Raw genomic sequence first — 20,677 nt, forward strand, 5'->3', positions numbered from 1 at the left:
TTCGTAAAATCTTTGAACATGGCGATACAGGCACCTTTTAATCTTAACAAATGGATTGAGGAAAACCGGGACACCTTAAAACCTCCTGTTGGAAATAGAAATCTTTACAAAGAATCCGGCGATTACATTGTTATGGTCGTGGCCGGACCCAACGCACGAAAAGACTACCATTACAATGAAACCGAAGAACTTTTTTATCAGCTCGAAGGGAATATTGAAGTTCATATCCAGGAAGATGGTCAAAAAAAGACCATGAAGCTCGGGCCTGGCGATATGTACCTTCATCCTGCCAAAGTGCCTCATTCCCCTGCCCGCCAAGAAGGTTCCATTGGACTAGTGGTGGAGCGAAAACGTATGGATCTTGATGCCGAAGATGGACTACTTTGGTTTTGCGACAACTGTAATCATAAATTGTACGAGGTTTATTTTAAACTTAATGATATTGAGAAAGATTTCTTGGGTCATTTTAAGCACTTTTACGGTTCCGAAGAATTGCGTACCTGCGATAAATGTGGCACGGTGATGCCAGTTGATGAACGTTTTGTGGCCAAAGAAGAATGATACTCCTTGTAGCAAAAACCGTCATTGGAATCGTAGCTTTGCTCCACATCTACTTTTTGTGGTTGGAAATGTTTGCTTGGACAACCAAGGCCAAAAAAGTATTCCGGAAATTCCCTGAAGAATTGTTTGAACCCACAAAAACATTGGCGGCCAACCAAGGATTGTACAATGGCTTTTTGGCTGCCGGACTCATTTGGTCCCTGATCATTCAAGATGCAGCATGGCAAATTTATGTAGGGTTGTTCTTTTTGGCATGCGTGGCAACTGCTGGCATCTATGGAGCTGCAACCGCATCAAAAAAAATATTTGCAGTGCAAGGTCTACCGGCAATCTTGGGAATTGTTCTACTATTGATCCATCAATTCCTATAAACCTTTATCCTCTTGGAGAATATTCGTAATATTGTAAAAATATAACAATACACTACTAAAAAGTTATAAATGTCAAAAATTGCAGTTGATTTTGGAATAGAAAAAGCTCTAAAAGAGCTTGGCTTAAACGAAATAAATAATGGTACTTCTACCGGAAAAGATTGGTTTTCCAATGGAGACGTTATTGCATCCTACTCACCTGTTGATGGTGCACTCATTGGAAAGGTGAAAACTACAACCAAGGAAGATTACGAAAAAGTAATTAGTACCGCTCAAAAAGGTTTTAAAAAATGGAGAACCATGCCTGCTCCCCAACGCGGTGAGGTGGTTCGCCAATTTAACGACGAACTTCGCCGTTTAAAAGAACCATTGGGCAAATTGGTATCCTATGAAATGGGGAAAAGCTACCAAGAAGGCCTGGGTGAAGTACAAGAAATGATTGACATCTGTGACTTTGCAGTTGGCTTATCACGCCAATTGCACGGGCTTACCATGCACAGCGAACGACCTGGCCATAGAATGTACGAGCAATATCATCCCCTTGGTGTTGTGGGTATCATTTCCGCCTTCAACTTTCCAGTGGCGGTTTGGTCTTGGAACACTGCCTTGGCCTGGGTTTGTGGCGATGCTTGTATTTGGAAAGGTTCTGAAAAGACACCGATGACCTCGGTGGCCTGTCAAAACATAGCAGCTAGGGTATTTTCTGAAAATGGAGTGCCGGAAGGTATTTCTTGTTTGATAACGGGAGACTATAAAGTAGGTGAATTCATGACCAAGGATGATCGCGTTCCGTTAATTTCGGCCACTGGATCTATTAGAATGGGTAAAATAGTGGCTCAAGCGGTAGCAGCAAGATTGGGAAAATCCCTTTTGGAGCTTGGCGGTAACAACGCAATAATAGTTACCCCGGATGCCAATATCAAAAACACGGTGATCGGTGCAGTTTTTGGTGCGGTAGGCACTTGTGGTCAGCGTTGCACCTCAACACGTCGATTGATCGTGCATGAGGATGTATACGATAAGGTCAAAAATGCCATTGTGGACGCTTATAAGCAAATACGTATTGGAAACCCTTTGGATGAAAACAACCATGTTGGGCCGCTTATCGATAAAGATGCTGTCAAGAACTACTTGAGTGCACTTGAGAAGGTTGAGGCCGAAGGCGGAAAAGTTTTAGTTGAAGGCGGTGTGCTTGAAGGTGAAGGCTACGAAAGCGGATGCTATGTAAAACCCGCTATTGCCGAAGCCGAAAACCACTTTGACATTGTTCAGCATGAAACATTTGGTCCAGTATTATACCTTTTAAAGTACAAAGGTGACCTACAAAATGCCCTGGACATGCAGAATGGTGTAAAACAAGGGCTTTCCTCTGCCATAATGACCAACAACTTACGTGAAGCAGAGCGTTTCCTTTCCGTTGAAGGTTCCGATTGTGGTATTGCCAACGTGAATATTGGTACTTCTGGAGCTGAGATAGGTGGTGCCTTTGGTGGTGAAAAAGAAACCGGGGGTGGTAGAGAAAGTGGTTCTGATGCTTGGAAGATTTACATGCGCAGACAAACCAACACCATTAATTATACTACAGAGCTTCCGTTGGCACAAGGCATCAAGTTCGACCTTTAAAAAGAAAAAGCCGCCCATTTAGACTAAACGCTAAATGGGCAGTCTTTAAAACCAACTTAACTAACTCAAACTTAACTTAAAACCCCATTCCAATGCCGGAACTTTGTCGGGAGAAACAGGGTTCTTTACCTAATATTTGGCCTAAATTTCAAAATATTTTCCCGAGATATTAAATGGTATCTTACGGGTGGTCAAAAAAAGTGTGTGGTTGGTATCTTTTATTCTATTTTCTGTTTTTGATTTTTCCTACAAATCATCCATATTGTCAAATTGAACCACTTCAAGTCCTTTTAATTTAGAGTTTTAAGATTTTTTTAATATTTTAAAGGTGCAGTTTTTGCTGTTCAAATATTTAAATATGGATTGGGAAAGTTCAACTATATGGTATTGGATTATTTTGGCTTTCACAGGAATCATTGCTGGAATCCTTGGTTACTTTTTTGGAAAGTCCGATACGCCCTCTATTCCGCAAAAATCCGTAGAACTGAATGAACTTGAGGTACAAAACGCCAAGCTGAAGTCTGATTTGGAAATCTGCCAAAAACGGCTTGAGTCTTACACTACAAAAGCAAAAGAGCTTAAACCGCATTCAAACATAAATCTTTCGAAAAGCAGGTCTTTCTCCTTTAATGCCCCAGAGGCCAAAGCAGCGTTTGGAAAAAGCATTAAAGAAAACGATTTAAAACTTGTTGAAGGTATTGGCCCAAAAATCGAAGAGTTGTTCCACAATTTTGGCATCAAAACCTGGAAAGCCTTATCCGAAACCTCCGCAGACAAATGTCAAGAAGTACTCGACTCCGGTGGAAAACGTTACCGCATCCACGACCCGGCTTCTTGGCCCATGCAAGCCAAAATGGCTTACGAAGGACACTGGCAGCAGTTGTTCGAGTGGCAGGAAAAACACCGTGCCGGTAAATATTAAGCAGTAAGATTTGCTCTAGAGCCTACCGTTGGCCTCCACCCACTTAAATGTATATTGGTCTTGCGAAAATTGCATTCGCTCGGAAATACGCTGCAATCGTTCTGGAAGTTTCATTAAATAAACCCTTGCTTTATCGGCCTGGTCAGACAATCCCCTGAGGTTTCCGATGTCCCAATAATCGTTCAATTTTTTCAGAATATCGATATAGTCCTGAGCGGTATACACTCCCAATCGTTGTGCACAATTGGAAAACTGCTCAAAAGCTTCGCCAATGGTACCGCCCGACTCTCGTAAAAAATGTGCTGGCATCACAATTTTTTTCTTCATCATATCTGCAAAGGCCAATACCATGCCGTCGGGGTCTTGCCCCATAATTGTTTTAACGAACTCTCGATAAGCCAAATGGTGTCTCATCTCATCTCCAGCGATTATGGTACACATTTTTGCCAAAAGTGGATTTCCCTTCTTCCTGGCCATTTTACCCACCCTTTTATGCGAAATATTGGTAGCCAACTCCTGAAAAGTGGTATATACAAAGTTCTTATATGGGTCTCTATCGGTGCCTATGTCAAATCCATCAGATATCAAATGCTGTGTGGTAATCTCGATTTCGCGCATATTTACGCGGCCCGACAGGTACAAATACTTGTTCAAGACATCGCCATGACGATTCTCCTCGGCGGTCCAGGCCCGCACCCATTTGCTCCAGCCATTTTCCTTTCCGTTGTGTTGGTCTATGCCCTCCACGTCCATCAACCAAGATTCGTAAGTCGGCAAGGCCTCTTCTGTTATGGTATCGGCCACTAGGGTAACCCAAAAATCATAACCTAGTTCTTTGGCTTCGCCGCGGATTTTTTCTACTTCATCAAAAAAATGATCGCTTTGTGAATCCGGCAAAAAATCGGTGGGTTGCCATATTTTTTCTGTTGGTATAAGAAATTCATCAATGAACCCTTCTACCTTGGGTTCAATTGCCTGCATTACTTCCAATCGTACATTCTTGATCGACATATTCGGGGTTTTATTTATAGTTCTTATAAGTTAATGATTTTACCGCTAATTTCTTCCTCTTTCTCCAGGATAAAATGTATGTACGGGATCACTTTGCCAATATTCCTTGGTTTCGACATCCAACATAGTCAATCCTCCCTTAAAAGCAGCTCCTGTATCCACATTCCAAACATTTGCCTTTTTCTGTGGATGTACAAACTCATTTTTGGATAACGGAGTGTGACCTATAAAAACTTCCTTGTAGTGGGTCAATCTTTTTGGAAACTTTGGGTCTGTAGGAGTCAGGTCGGGATCAAGTGCGGTGACCAACTCCCATAAGGTCCGATCCCAGTAAAAGGATTGCTCAAAATATTCATATTCGATACCCTTTAAATTGGTATAACCAGCATGTAGGTACAATCGGTTGTCATTGGTAAGGTGATAGTTTTTTAAATTTTTATAAAACTTAAGATGTATGTCCCATTTGTCCCTGTCCGCATTTAAATAGGATTCCCTTGTCGCCATTCCCCCGTGCGCCAACCATTGTGGATTTTCCTTTTGATCCTCGAGCCAAGCCCTGCAAAGCTCATCGTGATTTCCCCGAATGAACGTACAGGTATACTCACTTTGCAATTGAATTAAAAAATCGATGGTTTCCACCGCTGTACTCCAAGCATCCACATAATCTCCCAAAAAAACAATATGGTCGTTCGGAGTAACCTTCGCCTTCGTCATTAATTGTTCCAACGCCCGTACCCCAGAATGAATGTCGCCCACAACAAGTGTTCGCATAGAAAAGTTTTTCACGAAATTACACACAAATGGTTGGCCTGTGAAAAATCCTAGCGGCTTTATCACGTATTTAACCTAGAATTCAAATAAAACTAACTGATTTTTGGACATGGTATCAATTTCTATGTACCTTAGAATACTATGAAAAAAGTTTACTGTATTGGTGAATTACTGATAGATTTTGTTGCTGAACGACAAGGAAGCGACCTTTCCAAAGCCAATGTGTTTACCAAGAAAGCAGGCGGTGCTCCCGCCAATGTAGCCTGCGCCATTTCCAAATTGGGCGGAAACGGTGTTTTTATCGGATGTGTTGGCGAGGACCCCTTTGGTAAATTCCTTTTGGAAACCCTGAAGAAGGAAGGGGTCGATATTTCACTGGCACAACTATCGAAAACCTTTACTACGCTTGCCTTTGTTTCACTCTCGGAAGATGGAGAACGTGATTTTGTTTTTAGTAGAGGGGCCGATAGGGAACTCAAATACAATCCCGATCTTCGGAAAAATCTTCCTGGGAACATCCTTCATCTTGGCGCAGCCACCGCTCTTTTGGGCGGACCTCTGGAGAAAACGTACACCAAATATCTTTTTGATGGACTTACCAAGGAGATGTTTATCAGTTTCGATCCCAATTTTAGAATTGACCTTTGGAAAGAGGATGAGGAAACCTTTATTAAGAAATGTATGCCGTTTGTGGAGAAATCACACCTATGCAAGTTTAGCTTGGAGGAGGCACAGCTTATCTCTGGAAAAGAAGATTTACATGAGGCTTGTGACGTATTGCACAAGGCAGGGACTAAAATTATTACGGTAACATTGGGCAAGGACGGGACTTTATTGAGTATGAACGGTACCAAAAAAGTGATTCCAAGCGTGAAGGTTGCCCCTGTTGACACTACAGGAGCGGGTGATTCTTTTATTGGGTGCTTGTTGTACCAAATTTCGGACCTCGGCAATTTTGAACCAGTTTTCGAGGATTTTTCACTCGTTGAAAAAATGGTCGCCATGGCCAACAAAGCAGGGGCCATAACCACCACAAATTATGGGGCAATTGTGGCTCTGCCTACAAAAGAAGATCTGGAAAAATAAATGAACCAAGCTAAATTACATAGACTGCTCAGCCAAAAAGACAAGAACGATCAAGAGCTATTTGATCAACGATTGGCCGCCAACCTCACCCTCATTCAAAAACAATTCTTTTCCCTATACCCAGAAGAGCATCACGAAAAAGATTTCCAAAAATTATTGAATTTACTTCCCACTTTGTTTTTGGAGAGACCCGAAATATTGCGGAACCAAGATTTAAATAGATTGCAATCCGGCAATTGGTACCAATCCGAAAAGCTGGTGGGCATGCAGCTTTATGTGGAGCATTTCAACAAAGACCTAGAGGGTCTGCAAGAAAAAATTCCCTATTTCAAAAAACTTGGAATCAACTTTTTGCACCTGATGCCCATTACCCCCAGGCCCAAGGGAGAAAGCGATGGCGGATATGCAGTAAACAACTACTTGGAGGTGGACAAGAAATATGGCTCCAAGGAAGATTTGCTCGAATTGACCAAAGCATTCCGTAAAAACGGCATCTATTTGATGCTCGATTTTGTGGTCAACCACACCTCCAATGAATTTTCTTGGGCAAAAAAAGCCAAGAAAGGAGATAAAAAATACCAGCGGTACTATTACATCTACGAGGATTTTACCATCCCTGCCGAATTTGAAAAAACCTTGCCCGAGGTATTTCCCGAAAGTTCGCCAGGAAATTTTACCTATATCCCCGAAATGGAAAAATGGGTAATGACGGTATTCAATAGCTATCAATGGGACCTTAACTATACCAATCCCCAAGTATTTTTGGAAATGCTCACCAATTTGGTAAAGCTAACGGACATGGGCGTGGATGTGGTCCGTTTTGATGCACTTGCCTTTCTTTGGAAAAAAATAGGGACCATCTCCCAAAACCTACCCGAAGCGCACAATCTTATCTCCCTGTTCCGAATGTGCCTGCAAGTAGTGGCCCCGGGCTCCATTCTTTTGGCAGAAGCCATTGTGGCCCCAACGGACATCATAAAATATTTTGGTGAAGAAGAAAGGCAAGGCAATGAATGTGAGATTGCCTATAACGCATCTTTAATGGCGCTATTATGGAATTCCATCGCCACAAAAAAAACGCAATTGCTCTATAAGAGCTTGATGCATATACCTTCCAAACCCAAGGATTGTACTTGGATCAATTATATCCGTTGCCACGACGATATTGGACTGGGATACGAAAACCACCTCATACAAGAATTGGGGTGGAACCCCGAAATGCACCGAAAGTTTTTGTTGGACTACTTTTGTCAACGATTGGATTGGTCACCTGCCACCGGCATGCTTTTTATGTACAATCCAAAAACAGGTGATGGACGCATCACGGGAAGCGCAGCCTCTTTGTTGGGACTTGAAAAGGCCATCAAAAACAAAGATGAGGACTTATTGCAAGAGTCGGTGCGAAAAATTATTATGCTGCACGGCATCACCTTGGCCTTCGGAGGTATTCCGTTGATCTATGCAGGGGACGAAATAGGAACACTAAACGACTATTCCTTTCAAAACGATCCTGTAAAAAAAGGGGATAACCGATGGGTAAACCGCCCGATACAGGATTGGGAAACCATTTCAAATTTGGACAACAAGGACCTACCCCAATCCAACATATTCGATGCACTTCAAAAACTCATCAAAATAAGAAAGGAAAACACGGTTTTCGCGGACCGCAACAATCTTCAGCTGTGCCACACAGGGAATGATCATATTTTTTCTTTTGAAAGAACCCAAGGTCAAAAAGGGTTGTTGGTCATCTGCAATTTTGATGAGAATGCCCAGGTCATCGATAGTAGCTGGATCAAAAAACTGGGGTATTTCAGTAATGGAGAGCCTTTGGATTTGGTATCCGGTGAAAAAGTGGGTCTGAACAGCGCACTTTTGGAAATAATGCCCTATCAGATGCTCTGGCTGGTGAAACCCTAGGCATACCTGACCTTTCTCAATATCCGTTGCGACTCCTTCAACGATTGGTACACGTGGGAATCGTAGGTCTTGAGCAATGCCCTGGAATTGTCCATTTTATCCTTGGCCTCTTCAAAACCATTTAAATAGCAAATAAGATAGGTGGCAGGCAAATGGGTAATATCCGTATGCTCTGCATCGGTCAATGGAATATGTTTTTCCAGTTTTTTGAGCAATGCATTATTGGTATTGTACACATGATACAACGTTTTTTTATCAAACTGGGGTGGTTCAAATATTAGTTTACTGTTGATGGTGTACTTCCCATTGTCCGAAAATGTGATCGTCATCTCTTCCAAGGGGTAATATTTTTGCTGAGACCCCAATCCCAATTGCACATATTCCAACGTTTTAAAGGAATCATCATCATAATCAATGGTAATTTCATCCAAAGCGGAATAGAACAATTTGACTTGTTCGTTGATCAGTTCAATATCCACCCTGGAATAATAGACCTTCCCTTTGACCTTCTTTTTATTGCCCGCCCAACAGACCACAAATTGTTCTTTGAAAACTTTGTAATCACTTGTTAGATCAGGGTGTCTGGTATTGAAGAAATTGATGACGGCATCCAGCGTATATTCGATATTGTTCCGAGCGTGCTGCTCAATGGTGGCCACCTTTTCGGAATTGATATCCTTCAGTTCAATATCAAAAGCCTTTGGTAGGCTAATGCTCCCTTCGCGAAAGAAAACGGCACCTCCGTAGTACTTCCAAATATTTTTACGCAGGGCACAGACCTTCCCATTGGACCTGATGGTGACCAATCCGACCACCTTGCCTTCGGGCAAATGGGGAAAGGGAATGTTTTCATAGGAAATCAAAGGAGGATTGTCCAAATAGGCATTGACAAGGTTCTGGATCTTACTGTCATCAAAAAAATCGACACCAACAATCGTATTGTCCTCATCCTCTACCCCGATTACGATAAAAGAATTATTTTTTGGGTTGCTATTGGCCAAGGCACAGACATGCTTTAAAAATTTGGCCTTGCCTTCCTTTTCCCCAATGGATATAAAACGCTTTTTGTCGTAAAAACTATTCTCGTCGTTGTGGGCTAAAAGATTTTTTACGAGTAGGCGTTTATTGATCATAGTTCCTTGTTCACAATTGTACTGCTGGCCTGTGCAGTGGGCATTACCACAAGGTCGGCAATATTCACATGGTAGGGTCGGGTAACCACGAACAGGATAATGTCCGCGATATCCTCTGGTTTTAAAGGTTGAAAACCCTTGTACACATTTGATGCCCTTTCCGAGTCTCCTTTGAATCGAACATCGCTGAATTCGGTTTCTACCAAGCCTGGGTTTACAGCCCCAACACGAATACCATAGGCATTTAAATCGATTCGCATACCTTGGTTTATGGCGTCTACAGCATGCTTACTTGCACAATATACATTTCCGTTGGGATAAACTTCTTTACCTGCCGTGGAACCAATATTGATGATATGCCCTGATTTGCGTTCCACCATTTTAGGGATGATGGCCTTGGACATATAGAGCAACCCTTTTACATTGATGTCCAACATGGCATCCCAATCATCTGGATTGCCCTTGTCTATGGGGTCCAGACCGTGGGCATTCCCCGCATTGTTGACCAAAATGTCTATCTCTGAAAATTCCTTGGGTAAACTTTCAATGGCAGAGAATACATCCTCCCTATTTCTCACATCAAAGTTAAGCGTGAAAATGGACGTATCCCTTCCCAACTCATTTTTGAGTTGTTCCAAGCGCTCTTGCCTTCGTCCACAAAGGATTAAATTGATTCCTTGCTTTGCAAAAAGTTCAGCGGTTGCTTTTCCTATTCCGCTCGTTGCTCCTGTTATTAATGCTGTTTTTTTTGACATTCTAAATATATTCTACGGAACATCGTGACCTTGGCCCGCTACCAAAAGGGTGAACCAATCCTGAAGTTCCAATTCCAATTTTATGGCCTCGGCGGCCAACTTTATTCTTTTCTTGTTTGTCGTCCCTATAACCGGGTGAACATGGGCAGGGTGTTTTAAAATCCAGGCTAAAAGGAGCTGGCTTTCGTCTGCATCGTACTTGTCCAATAAAGGGACCATTGCTTCTTTAATCCGTTCAACCTGATCTTCGGTCTCTCTGAAAAAACTTCCCAAAGGGCTCCAGGCCATTGCCATTCTTTTGTTGGCTATGCAATCATCAAAAGCCCCATCGTACATAGGGTCGCGGTGCGTTAAGGAAAATTCGACCTGGTTTCCTTCCACAGGTATCGCTTTTTCCAACATAGCTACTTGAGACGGCGTAAAATTGGACACCCCAAATTGTTTGATCTTTCCGCTTTGCAATAAATGTTGGGCAGCTTCAGCCATCTCTTCGGGTTGCATTAACGGACTTGGTCTGTGCATCAAAAAAAAGTCCAAGTAATCCGTATTCAATTTTTTCAGCGACTCTTCCGCCGACCAGATAATGTAATCTTTATCGTATTGATAATGATTGATTTTGTTGTTCCTACCACGGGTCAATTGAATACCACATTTGGTGATCAACTGGATGTCCTCTCTTTTGATTCCGCTATCCCTGAAGGCAGTTCCAAAATCTCTTTCTGTGGAATAGCTGCCATAAATGTCAGCGTGGTCAAAAGTGGTAAGTCCACAATCAATGCTATGGTGCATCAATCCGATCATTTCATTTTTGGAAAGTTTTTTACCCCAACTTCCCCATGTCATTGCTCCCGATATAATGCGGGAAAATTTGGTTGTCTGTTCCATATGCGCTTAAAGTATAAAATTAAACCCTTAAATCCTTCATAAAACTAGGGGTTTAGCGTTTTTTTTAACCATTAATTAACAGGCAGGTTTTAAATAAATTTTCATTTTGCACACCTTAGTAAAAACCCCGACATTAATACCAAACAATAAAAGTTTAAAATGGAAGAAAACACTACTATTGATATTAGTGCAGTGAATGAAAAAATTGCCCAGGAAAGCGCTTTTATTGACCTTTTAACGGTGGAAATGAACAAAGCAATCGTAGGACAGACCCATATGGTTGAACGTTTGCTTATCGGTCTGCTCGGAAAAGGTCACATTCTACTTGAAGGTGTTCCCGGGCTTGCAAAAACTTTGGCCATCAACACATTGGCGAAAGCGGTTAAAGGAAGTTTTAGCAGAATACAGTTTACACCCGATCTATTGCCCGCTGACGTTATCGGTACACTGATCTACAATATCAAAGAGAACGATTTCTCCATTAAAAAGGGACCAATCTTCGCCAATTTTGTCTTGGCGGATGAGATAAACAGGGCTCCCGCAAAAGTACAATCGGCTCTTCTGGAGGCCATGCAGGAAAAGCAGGTGACCATTGGCGACGAAACATTTATTTTGGACAAACCTTTTTTGGTAATGGCCACACAAAACCCGGTGGAGCAAGAAGGTACTTACCCGCTTCCGGAAGCTCAGGTGGACCGATTTATGCTTAAAACGGTAATCGATTATCCAAAGCTCAACGAGGAGCAGCTCATAATCCGTCAGAACTTAAAAGGTGATACGGAACCCATTAAGCCCGTGGTTTCCCTGGAGCAAATTTTGAGAGCCCAGGAAACGGTTCGTGAGGTTTATATGGACGAAAAAATCGAAAAATATATACTTGACCTCATCTTCGCTACGCGATACCCGGAAAAATACAACTTGGAAAGCTTGAAGCCACTCATCAGTTTTGGTGCTTCTCCAAGAGGTAGTATCAACTTGGCCAATGCATCCAAGTGCTATGCGTTCATCAAACGAAGAGGTTATGTGGTTCCCGAAGACGTAAGGGCGGTAGTCCACGATGTGCTACGTCACAGAATTGGGATCACTTACGAGGCCGAGGCAGAAAATATTACTTCCGAAGAAATCATCAACAAGATTGTAAACGAGGTAGAGGTGCCTTAGCGGTTCAATGTTTATCGGAATAAGTAGCAATACTTTAACCAACCCGAAAACCAATTTTTTTTGAACCAAATGGATACAAAGGAACTACTAAAAAAAGTACGTAAAATTGAAATCAAGACCCGACGGCTCTCCGACCATATTTTTGGTGGGGAATACCACTCTACGTTCAAGGGTCGGGGGATGACCTTCAGTGAGGTTCGCCAGTATCAGTTTGGTGATGACGTACGAAGTATTGACTGGAACGTGACCGCACGCTACAACGAACCCTATGTAAAGGTCTTTGAAGAAGAGCGCGAACTAACTATGATGTTGATGGTGGATGTAAGTGGTTCTGAGCTTTTTGGTACTTCCAACCAATTCAAAAAAGAAATTATCACCGAAATCTCCGCTACGCTGGCCTTTTCCGCGCTTCAGAACAACGATAAAGTCGGGGTGATTCTGTTTTCCGATGAGGTGGAGCTTTTTATCCCGCCTAAAAAAGGAAAAAGCCACGTACTCAGGATTATTAGGGAATTGTTGGAGTTTCACCCAAAAAGTAGCGAAACCAACCTTGCAGAAGCCTTAAAGTTCCTGACCAATGTGATGAAGAAGAAAGCCATTGTTTTTGTGCTTTCGGATTTTATCGCCGACGACTACGACAATACGCTTCGCATTGTGGGCAACAAACATGATGTGACCGGAATACGGGTATATGATAAGCGTGAGGAAACCATACCGAATTTGGGAATGGTGCAAATGCAGGATGCCGAAACAGGCGAGATCCAATTGGTGAACACCCAATCCAAACAGGTGCGGTTGGCCTATGGCGAACACTACCAAGAGAAGGTAGCATATTTTACAAATTCCTTTAATAAGTCAGGATGCGGTGTAATCAATTGCAGGGCGGACGAAAGTTATGTTAAAAAGCTATTGGGATATTTTAAACGAAGGGGATAATGCGAATGTACGGTCAATATAAAACCATAAACATAAAAAAGGTCCGAACCATTTTGGGCGTTTTATTGTTGCTGATGCTTTTGCCTATGGTCGGTTATTCCCAGACCGAGCCCAAGGTCGATGCCGAAGTGGATACCCTGGCCATTAAAATAGGGGAACAGATCAAGTACAAGATCACGGTTGAGGCAGATTCGACCGATGTTGTTTTCTTTCCCGAAGGACAAACCTTTTCCCCACTGGAAACCGTAGAGGCCATTATGGCCGATACCCTAAAAAATGATGATAAGGTCATCCTTCAAAAAATATATTCGCTGACACAGTTTGATAGCGGCTCATATACCATTCCACCACAGCGAATAGCCATTAACGAGCAACCCTTTTTCACAGATTCATTCCAAGTGAAGGTTGCCGATGTGGCCGTGGACACCACCAAACAGAAAATGTACGACATCAAACCTCTTATCGAGGTGGAGCGAAGCACTGCCGATATGTGGCTTACCGCACTTTGGATTCTTTTAGGGCTGATTGTGGTGGGAGGATTGGTCTATTGGTTCTTTTTGCGCAAAAAACCATTGACCGAGGAAGAAAAGGTGGCATTGCTACCACCCTACGACCGAGCTTTGATGGAACTGAAAAAACTGGAAAACTCCAAATACCTCATCCAAGACGAGTATAAACAGTATTATTCGGAGCTCACGAACATTGTCCGTTCATATTTAGAAGAAGATGTGCATGTTTCGGCAATGGAGAGCACTACTTCCGAACTCATCACCAAACTTGAAATGTTGCGGGATGCTGGAGAACTTAAATTGGAGGAAGACACCATTCAGCAATTTCAAAAAATATTACAAACGGCCGATTTGGTGAAGTTTGCAAAAAATAAGCCAGCAACGACCGTTGCAGAACAAGATAGAAAACTGGTCGAAGAAATCGTGACCAAAACCCACGAGGGACTCCCTGAGCCTACAGAAGAGGATTTGTTGTTGGATGAGGAATATCTGGAAGAACTCGCGAGAAAAAAACAACGCAAAAGGATCTACTGGGCCGCGGCCATTTTCGCAGGAATCATTGTTTTGGGCGGTATTGGATCCACCGTTTATTTTGGAACCAAAAAAGTTCGTGATACGATTTTTGGTTATCCCACCAAGGATTTGTTGGAAAGTGAGTGGGTGGCCAGTTCTTACGGTTTTCCACCTATACAATTGGAAACGCCGGAAGTTTTGGTACGCCAAGAACTGGAACTGCCCAAAGAAACCGAAGAACTGATCAAAGAACTTCAGGCATTTTCTTATGGTAGTTATGTCGGCATTTTTTCTGTCAGCACCAGTTCCATCACATTTAAAGAACAGAAAGAGGACCCCCAATTTGATGCTGTAATCGGCTCTACATTGGCCAATTTTGAACAGTTGGGGCTTACCAATATCATAACCAAACAAGAAGAGTTTGTTACCCAATCGGGTGTTAAGGGATTAAAGACCTATGGCACGGGTACATTGGAACGACCCAATGGAGACTCGAAAAGAGCCAAATACAACATTCTCACTTTTGGCGGCAAAGGTTTTATTCAACAGGTGGTAATCACTTGGGAAGAGGACGATGAATATGCAGAACAGATCGTGGACCGAATTTTGAACAGTTTAGACGTAAAAACACAAGCATAAATGTTTGAGAATATAGAATTTGCAAATCCTGAATTTTTCTGGCTGCTCTTGTTGCTTCCATTGGCTTTGCTGTGGTATTTTTTCAAACGAAAAAATGAAATGGCTTCCCTGCGCATCTCGAGCATCAAGGGATTTACCGTTAAAAGTTGGGCGTCAAAATTAAAACCTGTCCTATTCGGAATACGGTTATTGGCCTTGGCTGCGATCATTACTGCATTGGCCAGACCCCAAACAGAAGACATTTCGACCAGGACCAAAACCACGAAGGGTATAGACATCGTAATGGCCATCGATGTATCATCCAGTATGTTGGCCCGTGACCTAAAACCAAATCGATTATCGGCCTTAAAAGAAGTGGCCGCTAACTTTATCGAAGAACGGCCTAACGACCGTATCGGTTTGGTAAGCTATGCAGCCGAAAGTTATACCAAAACACCGATTACCAGTGACAAGGCCATTGTATTAAAGGCGTTGGAAGAAATCACCTATGGTGTATTGGAAGATGGTACGGCCATAGGAATGGGACTGGCCACATCGGTAAACCGCTTAAAAGAAAGCAAAGCGGTAAGTAAAGTTATCATTCTTTTAACGGACGGTGTCAATAATTCTGGCTTTATTGAGCCTAGAACCGCTGCTGACTTAGCAGTGGAATTTGGAATAAAGACATACACTATTGGTCTGGGTACCAACGGAAATGCCCTGTCTCCCATCGGCTATCGTAGGGACGGCTCCTATAGATACGGTATGCGACAAGTGGAGATTGATGAAGAATTGCTGGAAGAGATTGCGGAAGTAACAGGAGGAAAATACTTCCGTGCCACCAACAACGAATCTTTGGAAGAGATTTATGACGAGATCAACAAGTTGGAAAAAACAGAAATAGAAGAATTCAAATATTACAAGTACGAGGAAAAATTCAGGCCGTTGATTTTCTTGGCAGGAATTTTATTGCTGTTGGAATGGGTATTGCGAAATTCCATCTTTAAAAGTTTTATTTAGAAGATGATTCAGTTTGACGAAAAATTATATTTCTACCTCTTGGCCATAATTCCGATTATGGTCCTAGTGTTCTTTTTTCTTCAGATCTGGAAGAAAAAAGCACAAAAGCGTTTTGCCGATTCCAGTCTGTTAAAACGTTTGGCTCCCAATAGATCGAGCTTTAAATCCACGGTAAAATTGGTGTTTTTATTGGGAGGGCTTGCGTTTTTGGTGTTGGGATTGGTAAATCCAAAAATCGGGACCAAGCTGGAAACCGTGAAACGCGAAGGTGTGGATATTGTATTTGCCATCGACGTTTCCAAGAGTATGCTGGCCGAGGATATAGCACCCAATCGCCTGGAAAAATCAAAACGTATTGTTTCGGAAATCATAAACCAATTGGCCAGTGACCGAATCGGGATAATTGCCTACGCAGGTCAAGCATATCCGCAATTGCCCATCACCACGGACTACGGTGCGGCAAAAATGTTCTTGCAGAGCATGAACACCGATATGCTCTCATCACAAGGAACCGCCATTAACGCAGCCATAGATCTGGCAAGCACCTATTATGATGATTCCCAGCAGACAAACAGGGTGCTTTTTATTGTTTCCGATGGAGAAGACCATTCCGAGAGCTCTACCGTCAACGCGGTTGAAAAAGCTACGCAAAACGGTATCCGTATTTACACTATAGGTGTCGGTAAGGCAAAAGGAGCGCCGATTCCCATCAAACGAAATGGAGTTGTGGAAAGCTTAAAAAAGGACAATCAAGGAGAAGTGGTCATTACCAAACTCAACGAAAACGTATTAACGGAGATTGCCGACAGGGGCAATGGTGAATATATTGATGGTTCCAACACGGAAAATGCGGTGGAATACATCAAAGAGGAACTGAACCGAATGGACAAAACGGAATTTGAAGCCAAACAATTTGCCGAGTACAAGGACCAGTTTCAATGGTTCCTCGCCGCTGGCTTTTTATTTTTATTTTTGGACATCTTCGTTTTGGATAGAAAAACACAATGGTTGAAAAAGCTGAATCTTTTTAATGAGCACGATGATGAATAAGATAAAGTTGATGTTTGGACTATTGCTATGTTTTGGCGCAGTCCAAGCGCAGGATGACATTACCGAAAAGGCGATCCAAGAAGCGGAGAAAGCCTTACAAGCCTCAACGGACCTAACGTATGAGGCCAATGAGCAACTGACCTCCAACGATTTTATTACGGCAGAGGCGGATTATAGAAAAGCCATATCCAAAAGCAATAAAAATGCAGTTGCAAGATTTAATCTAGGCAACGCCTATTACAACAGGGAAAGTTTCGGCGAAGCTTTTGGTAGATATAAAGAAGCGGGCGATACCGCAGAAGACAAGGGAGAAAAACACAAAGCCTTTCATAATATGGGCAATGTGTTCATGAAAAACAAAGAGTACAAAAAAGCTGTGGAAGCATACAAACAAGCGTTGCGCAGCAATCCCAACGACGACGAGACACGTTACAATCTTGCCTTGGCCAAAAAAATGCTCGAAAAACAACAGGACGAGCAAAAGAACGACCAAAACAAAGACAACGAAGACAAAAAGGACCAAGAAAACGAGGACAAGGATAAAAACCAAGATCAGAACAACGAGGGCGGGGACAACGAAAAGAAAGACGAAGGAGAACAAAAAGAGGACGAAAATAAAGATAAGGGTGACCAGGGCGATAATGGTGAGGACAAGCCAGAGGAAAACCAAAAAGGAGATGGCGACAAGAAGAAAGAGCAGGAAAAAAAGCCCAATGAAGGTGACCAACCTGAAGATAAAAAACAGCAACCCAGACCCAACCAACTTTCCGAACAGCAGATTCAGAATTTGCTAGAGGCCATGCAGAACGAGGAGAAAAAAGTGCAAGAAAAAATGGAGGCCCGCAAAGTTCGCGGCAAGAAAGTTAAAAACGAGAAGGACTGGTAATGAAACTGTTGAAAGGCAACATATTGCTTTTTTTGGGAATGTTCCTTCTATCGGGACTGTATTCCCATGCCCAAGACGAAACCGAAGGGGTCGAGTTTGTAATGAACCTGAGCAAAGAGGAGTTGGGAATCAACGAACGTCTTCGGGTAGATTTTACCATGAACAAGGATGGTGACAATTTTAAACCCCCACAATTTGAAGGGTTCAATGTAGTGATGGGGCCATCACAATCCATTAGTTCATCTTGGGTAAACGGCAAACGCAGTTTTTCCAAAACCTATTCTTACGTTTTAAAGCCAACCGCAAGAGGAAGTTTCACCATTAATCAAGCTACCATCGAAATTGATGGACAGACCTACAAGACTACACCTCAAAAAGTAGAAGTCACTGCTGCAGTTGACAAACCCAATGCACAGAAAACAGTAGATGATGTAGCAGATGAAAGCCTTCATTTGGTAGCAGAGGTTTCCAAAGGAAGTCCGTACCTCAATGAAGCTGTAACGGTTATTTATAAACTTTACGTTAGTCCAAACATAAGTGTGACGAATTACCGTCCGTTGGACAATCCTACCTACAATAATTTTTGGAGCCAGGATATTCCAGTGACAAAACATACGGCACAAAACGGTACATTCGAAGGAAAACCCTACCGCTATGTAGTTTTGAAACGGGTAGTACTCTATCCCCAAAAACCTGGTCAGTTGGACATTGAGCCACTTTCCTTGGAAATATTTGTGGATGTTCCCACCAATCGTCGGGACTTTTTCGGTGGTCGAATTTATACCCAGACCAGTAAAACCGTTTCCGCAGGCAAAAGGACCATCAATGTAAAACCATTACCCGAAGCAGGAAAACCTGCGAATTTTAGCGGCGCCGTGGGGGATTTTGATTTTGCCGTGACCACAAGTAAGACTCAGTTGAATGCTTCTGAATCGCTTCAGGCCAAAGTGGAGGTTTCGGGTAAGGGAAATTTAAAGCTGTTCCAGCTTCCAGAACCAGAGCTGCCCAGTTCTTTGGAGGTATATGATCCAGAATATGAGGAAGACATTAATACCTATAGCTCGGGCATGCAAGGAAAAGTGGCCAACAATTATACGATAGTACCCTCCTTTAGAGGAAAGTATCCAATTCCGAGCATCTCCTTTAGCTATTTCAACCCTAGTACCGGCAGTTATGAGACCATCAACTCCGAAGAAATCAATATCGAGGTGATCGAAGGGCCTTTGAGCACTGCTGCCAATTCAGCTCCTTCTGCAAACAAACAGACCGTAGTGCCGACCGGGGAACAATTCCTTTTCATCAATATAAACCCAAACTTGAGCCCTATAAAGGTAGAACGTTTCTTTGGTTCAAGACTGTTTTTCATTCTGTTGTTCGCTCCACTATTATTGATTCCAATAGCCATTTTCACCTTCAAGAAAAGAGAGGCAATTGCAAGTGACGTGGTCGGCAACAAAATTAAAAAAGCGAACAAACTGGCCAGAAAGTATCTGTCCACCGCCAAAAAAGAATTGGGCAATAAAGAAGCATTTTATGTTGCCTTGGAAAAAGGATTGCACAACTATCTGAAGGCAAAATTGCACATAGAAACCGCAGAGTTTAGCAAGGATAAAATTACCAGCATCCTATCCGAAAAGAATGTTGAAAAAGGGGATGTCGAAGGTTTTATCGGACTTTTGACAAGTTGTGAAATGGCCCGTTATAGCCCATTCTCCAATGTGCAGATGCAACAGGATTATGAAAAGGCCAGTGAAGTAATTTCTAATTTGGACAAACAGTTATGAGCATAAAAAAGATAACCTTTTTGGTATGTTTTCTTGGCCTTACTTTTGGGTTTGCCCAAAACGAAACGCTGTTCAATGAGGCTACGGAGCTTTATAACAAAGGTGAATACTCCGCTGCGATTGAAAATTATAAGGAAATCCTTGAAAACGGGGAACATTCGGCCTCACTATACTTTAACTTGGGCAATTGCTACTACAAGCTCAATGCTATCGGACCCAGTATCTATTATTACGAAAAAGCTTTGCTTTTAAGTCCGAACAACGAGGAAATCAAAAACAATCTAAGGTTTGCCCAGAACATGAGGTTGGACGCCATTGAGGAAATGCCCAAAACTGAATTGTCCCGAATTTATAGTTCGATTGTTGGTATGTTCGGTTATAATCAATGGGCTTACTTCGCCGTAGTTTTTGTCTTTTTGTTTGTGCTGGCGTATATGGCCTATTACTTTCTCAGACCTGCCAACCAAAAAAGGGCTGCATTTATTTCCAGTATGTTTTTGCTTGCCCTGTGCGTGGCTTGCGTTTTGTTGGCCTATCTCAATCACCAACAGAATAAGAACAATGACCCCGCTATCGTATTTTCCAAAGAAGTGAATGTTAACTCCGAGCCGAACAGCAACAGTAATGCCGTATTTACCATTCATGAAGGCACCAAAGTGAACATTTTGGACGAGCTCGATGACTGGAAGAGAATTCGTATTGCTGATGGTCAAACAGGATGGCTACAGGCGGAAAATGTCAAGAAAATCAAGGACTTTTAGGCAAAAAACCGCTCTCCTTACCCAGAATTCATTACTTTAGTTCAAATTGATGCTGTTTGTGAAGATATTCCTATTTCCTTTTATGTCGTTGTTGCTGATACTTGCCATATCGGCCGCTCCCATTATTCCACTACTGGATAAGGAGTTGGGCGAAACCATGCTAGTTGGTGCAGCGGAAGAGGAAAAAAGCAGCAAGGTCTTTACCATCAAAAAGTTTGATGAGTCCGATATCTACAACAAATATCTTTTGGAATGGGGCATTCATCCATTTCTACAAGAACATTCGTTGGGTTTTCTTAGGTACATTTTCCCAATCTCGGATTATACCGTCGAAATCTTGGACCCTCCCCCCAGAAAATTGGTTTAATACTTAAATTTTATTCAAATCAATTTTTAACCTT

20 protein-coding genes are annotated in these 20,677 nt (G+C 42.4%); 15 read left to right on the forward strand and 5 right to left on the reverse strand.

What is annotated here, in order from left to right; genetic code table 11:
* The first annotated feature begins 18 nt into the window (after positions 1-18).
* The 4 genes from J0654_RS09665 to J0654_RS09680 all read left to right on the forward strand — a co-directional run bounded on the left by J0654_RS09665 (position 19) and on the right by J0654_RS09680 (position 3,477).
* The gene (locus tag J0654_RS09665) at positions 19-561 is read left to right on the forward strand and encodes a 3-hydroxyanthranilate 3,4-dioxygenase (protein WP_207028357.1); all 543 of its coding nucleotides are present in this window, start codon (positions 19-21) and stop codon (positions 559-561) included.
* Complete coding sequence (locus J0654_RS09670) at positions 558-932, forward strand: DUF1304 domain-containing protein (protein WP_207028359.1); 375 nt, start codon at positions 558-560, stop codon at positions 930-932. Before J0654_RS09665 ends, J0654_RS09670 begins: the two co-directional genes overlap by 4 nt.
* A 69-nt stretch (positions 933-1,001) precedes the next feature.
* Complete coding sequence (amaB, locus tag J0654_RS09675; protein WP_207028361.1) at positions 1,002-2,555, forward strand: L-piperidine-6-carboxylate dehydrogenase; 1,554 nt, start codon at positions 1,002-1,004, stop codon at positions 2,553-2,555.
* A 358-nt stretch (positions 2,556-2,913) separates the two neighbouring features.
* Positions 2,914-3,477 (forward strand): hypothetical protein, encoded by a 564-nt coding sequence (locus tag J0654_RS09680; RefSeq protein WP_207028363.1) that lies wholly within the window; start codon positions 2,914-2,916, stop codon positions 3,475-3,477.
* Positions 3,478-3,492: 15 nt separating this feature from the next.
* Here the strand turns inward: J0654_RS09680 and J0654_RS09685 are convergent, their stop codons facing one another.
* Both J0654_RS09685 and J0654_RS09690 read right to left on the reverse strand, forming a co-directional pair.
* Positions 3,493-4,488 (reverse strand): acyl-ACP desaturase, encoded by a 996-nt coding sequence (locus tag J0654_RS09685; protein ID WP_207028365.1) that lies wholly within the window; start codon positions 4,486-4,488, stop codon positions 3,493-3,495.
* A gap of 45 nt (positions 4,489-4,533) precedes the next feature.
* Complete coding sequence (locus J0654_RS09690) at positions 4,534-5,259, reverse strand: metallophosphoesterase family protein (RefSeq protein ID WP_207028367.1); 726 nt, start codon at positions 5,257-5,259, stop codon at positions 4,534-4,536.
* 141 nt (positions 5,260-5,400) lie between these two features.
* On the opposite strand from J0654_RS09690, the gene J0654_RS09695 reads away from it, so the two are divergent.
* Positions 5,401-6,345, forward strand: a complete 945-nt coding sequence (locus tag J0654_RS09695; protein ID WP_207028369.1) for a carbohydrate kinase family protein — start codon at positions 5,401-5,403, stop codon at positions 6,343-6,345.
* Positions 6,346-8,265 carry an amylosucrase gene (locus J0654_RS09700; protein WP_207028372.1) on the forward strand — a complete coding sequence of 640 codons (1,920 nt, stop codon included), beginning with the start codon at positions 6,346-6,348 and terminating at the stop codon, positions 8,263-8,265.
* On the opposite strand, the gene J0654_RS09705 is transcribed toward J0654_RS09700, so the two are convergent.
* From J0654_RS09705 to J0654_RS09715, 3 genes are read right to left on the reverse strand one after another with little or no spacing between them, the layout of a single operon-like run.
* Positions 8,262-9,398, reverse strand: coding sequence for an ATP-binding protein (locus tag J0654_RS09705; RefSeq protein WP_207028374.1), 1,137 nt, complete (start codon positions 9,396-9,398; stop codon positions 8,262-8,264). The genes J0654_RS09700 and J0654_RS09705 overlap by 4 nt on opposite strands.
* Complete coding sequence (locus J0654_RS09710; RefSeq protein ID WP_207028376.1) at positions 9,395-10,153, reverse strand: SDR family NAD(P)-dependent oxidoreductase; 759 nt, start codon at positions 10,151-10,153, stop codon at positions 9,395-9,397. Before J0654_RS09710 ends, J0654_RS09705 begins: the two co-directional genes overlap by 4 nt.
* Positions 10,154-10,165: 12 nt before the next feature.
* Positions 10,166-11,038: an aldo/keto reductase gene (locus J0654_RS09715; RefSeq protein ID WP_207028378.1), complete on the reverse strand. Its 873-nt coding sequence runs from the start codon at positions 11,036-11,038 to the stop codon at positions 10,166-10,168.
* Between the two features lie 159 nt (positions 11,039-11,197).
* Between J0654_RS09715 and J0654_RS09720 the strand changes: the two genes are divergently transcribed.
* The 9 genes from J0654_RS09720 (at position 11,198) to J0654_RS09760 (ending at position 20,643) form a co-directional block, all read left to right on the forward strand.
* Entirely contained in the window at positions 11,198-12,199 is a 1,002-nt protein-coding gene (locus J0654_RS09720; protein ID WP_207028380.1) for an AAA family ATPase, read from the forward strand.
* Between the two features lie 69 nt (positions 12,200-12,268).
* Positions 12,269-13,135: a DUF58 domain-containing protein gene (locus tag J0654_RS09725; RefSeq protein WP_207028383.1), complete on the forward strand. Its 867-nt coding sequence runs from the start codon at positions 12,269-12,271 to the stop codon at positions 13,133-13,135.
* Between the two features lie 5 nt (positions 13,136-13,140).
* Positions 13,141-14,796: a hypothetical protein gene (locus tag J0654_RS09730; protein WP_417949073.1), complete on the forward strand. Its 1,656-nt coding sequence runs from the start codon at positions 13,141-13,143 to the stop codon at positions 14,794-14,796.
* Positions 14,797-15,795 carry a vWA domain-containing protein gene (locus tag J0654_RS09735; protein WP_207028386.1) on the forward strand — a complete coding sequence of 333 codons (999 nt, stop codon included), beginning with the start codon at positions 14,797-14,799 and terminating at the stop codon, positions 15,793-15,795.
* 3 nt (positions 15,796-15,798) lie between these two features.
* Positions 15,799-16,845: a VWA domain-containing protein gene (locus J0654_RS09740; RefSeq protein WP_207028388.1), complete on the forward strand. Its 1,047-nt coding sequence runs from the start codon at positions 15,799-15,801 to the stop codon at positions 16,843-16,845.
* Positions 16,838-17,731: a tetratricopeptide repeat protein gene (locus J0654_RS09745; protein WP_207029584.1), complete on the forward strand. Its 894-nt coding sequence runs from the start codon at positions 16,838-16,840 to the stop codon at positions 17,729-17,731. Before J0654_RS09740 ends, J0654_RS09745 begins: the two co-directional genes overlap by 8 nt.
* Positions 17,731-19,515, forward strand: a complete 1,785-nt coding sequence (locus J0654_RS09750; protein ID WP_207028390.1) for a BatD family protein — start codon at positions 17,731-17,733, stop codon at positions 19,513-19,515. Before J0654_RS09745 ends, J0654_RS09750 begins: the two co-directional genes overlap by 1 nt.
* The gene (locus J0654_RS09755) at positions 19,512-20,276 is read left to right on the forward strand and encodes an SH3 domain-containing protein (protein WP_207028392.1); all 765 of its coding nucleotides are present in this window, start codon (positions 19,512-19,514) and stop codon (positions 20,274-20,276) included. Before J0654_RS09750 ends, J0654_RS09755 begins: the two co-directional genes overlap by 4 nt.
* A gap of 58 nt (positions 20,277-20,334) precedes the next feature.
* Positions 20,335-20,643: a hypothetical protein gene (locus J0654_RS09760; RefSeq protein ID WP_207028394.1), complete on the forward strand. Its 309-nt coding sequence runs from the start codon at positions 20,335-20,337 to the stop codon at positions 20,641-20,643.
* The last annotated feature ends 34 nt before the right edge of the window (positions 20,644-20,677 follow it).

This window comes from Flagellimonas profundi (assembly GCF_017313275.1).
Lineage (GTDB): Bacteria > Bacteroidota > Bacteroidia > Flavobacteriales > Flavobacteriaceae > Flagellimonas > Flagellimonas profundi.

Bases quoted from the DNA above. Each gene is read 5' to 3' on its own strand.
- J0654_RS09665 (WP_207028357.1), top strand. From the start codon at position 19: ATGGCGATACAGGCACCTTTTAATCTTAACAAATGGATTGAGGAAAAC.
- J0654_RS09670 (WP_207028359.1), top strand. From the start codon at position 558: ATGATACTCCTTGTAGCAAAAACCGTCATTGGAATCGTAGCTTTGCTC.
- amaB (WP_207028361.1), top strand. From the start codon at position 1,002: ATGTCAAAAATTGCAGTTGATTTTGGAATAGAAAAAGCTCTAAAAGAG.
- J0654_RS09680 (WP_207028363.1), top strand. From the start codon at position 2,914: ATGGATTGGGAAAGTTCAACTATATGGTATTGGATTATTTTGGCTTTC.
- J0654_RS09685 (WP_207028365.1), bottom strand. From the start codon at position 4,488: ATGTCGATCAAGAATGTACGATTGGAAGTAATGCAGGCAATTGAACCC.
- J0654_RS09690 (WP_207028367.1), bottom strand. From the start codon at position 5,259: ATGCGAACACTTGTTGTGGGCGACATTCATTCTGGGGTACGGGCGTTG.
- J0654_RS09695 (WP_207028369.1), top strand. From the start codon at position 5,401: ATGAAAAAAGTTTACTGTATTGGTGAATTACTGATAGATTTTGTTGCT.
- J0654_RS09700 (WP_207028372.1), top strand. From the start codon at position 6,346: ATGAACCAAGCTAAATTACATAGACTGCTCAGCCAAAAAGACAAGAAC.
- J0654_RS09705 (WP_207028374.1), bottom strand. From the start codon at position 9,398: ATGATCAATAAACGCCTACTCGTAAAAAATCTTTTAGCCCACAACGAC.
- J0654_RS09710 (WP_207028376.1), bottom strand. From the start codon at position 10,153: ATGTCAAAAAAAACAGCATTAATAACAGGAGCAACGAGCGGAATAGGA.
- J0654_RS09715 (WP_207028378.1), bottom strand. From the start codon at position 11,038: ATGGAACAGACAACCAAATTTTCCCGCATTATATCGGGAGCAATGACA.
- J0654_RS09720 (WP_207028380.1), top strand. From the start codon at position 11,198: ATGGAAGAAAACACTACTATTGATATTAGTGCAGTGAATGAAAAAATT.
- J0654_RS09725 (WP_207028383.1), top strand. From the start codon at position 12,269: ATGGATACAAAGGAACTACTAAAAAAAGTACGTAAAATTGAAATCAAG.
- J0654_RS09730 (WP_417949073.1), top strand. From the start codon at position 13,141: ATGTACGGTCAATATAAAACCATAAACATAAAAAAGGTCCGAACCATT.
- J0654_RS09735 (WP_207028386.1), top strand. From the start codon at position 14,797: ATGTTTGAGAATATAGAATTTGCAAATCCTGAATTTTTCTGGCTGCTC.
- J0654_RS09740 (WP_207028388.1), top strand. From the start codon at position 15,799: ATGATTCAGTTTGACGAAAAATTATATTTCTACCTCTTGGCCATAATT.
- J0654_RS09745 (WP_207029584.1), top strand. From the start codon at position 16,838: ATGAATAAGATAAAGTTGATGTTTGGACTATTGCTATGTTTTGGCGCA.
- J0654_RS09750 (WP_207028390.1), top strand. From the start codon at position 17,731: ATGAAACTGTTGAAAGGCAACATATTGCTTTTTTTGGGAATGTTCCTT.
- J0654_RS09755 (WP_207028392.1), top strand. From the start codon at position 19,512: ATGAGCATAAAAAAGATAACCTTTTTGGTATGTTTTCTTGGCCTTACT.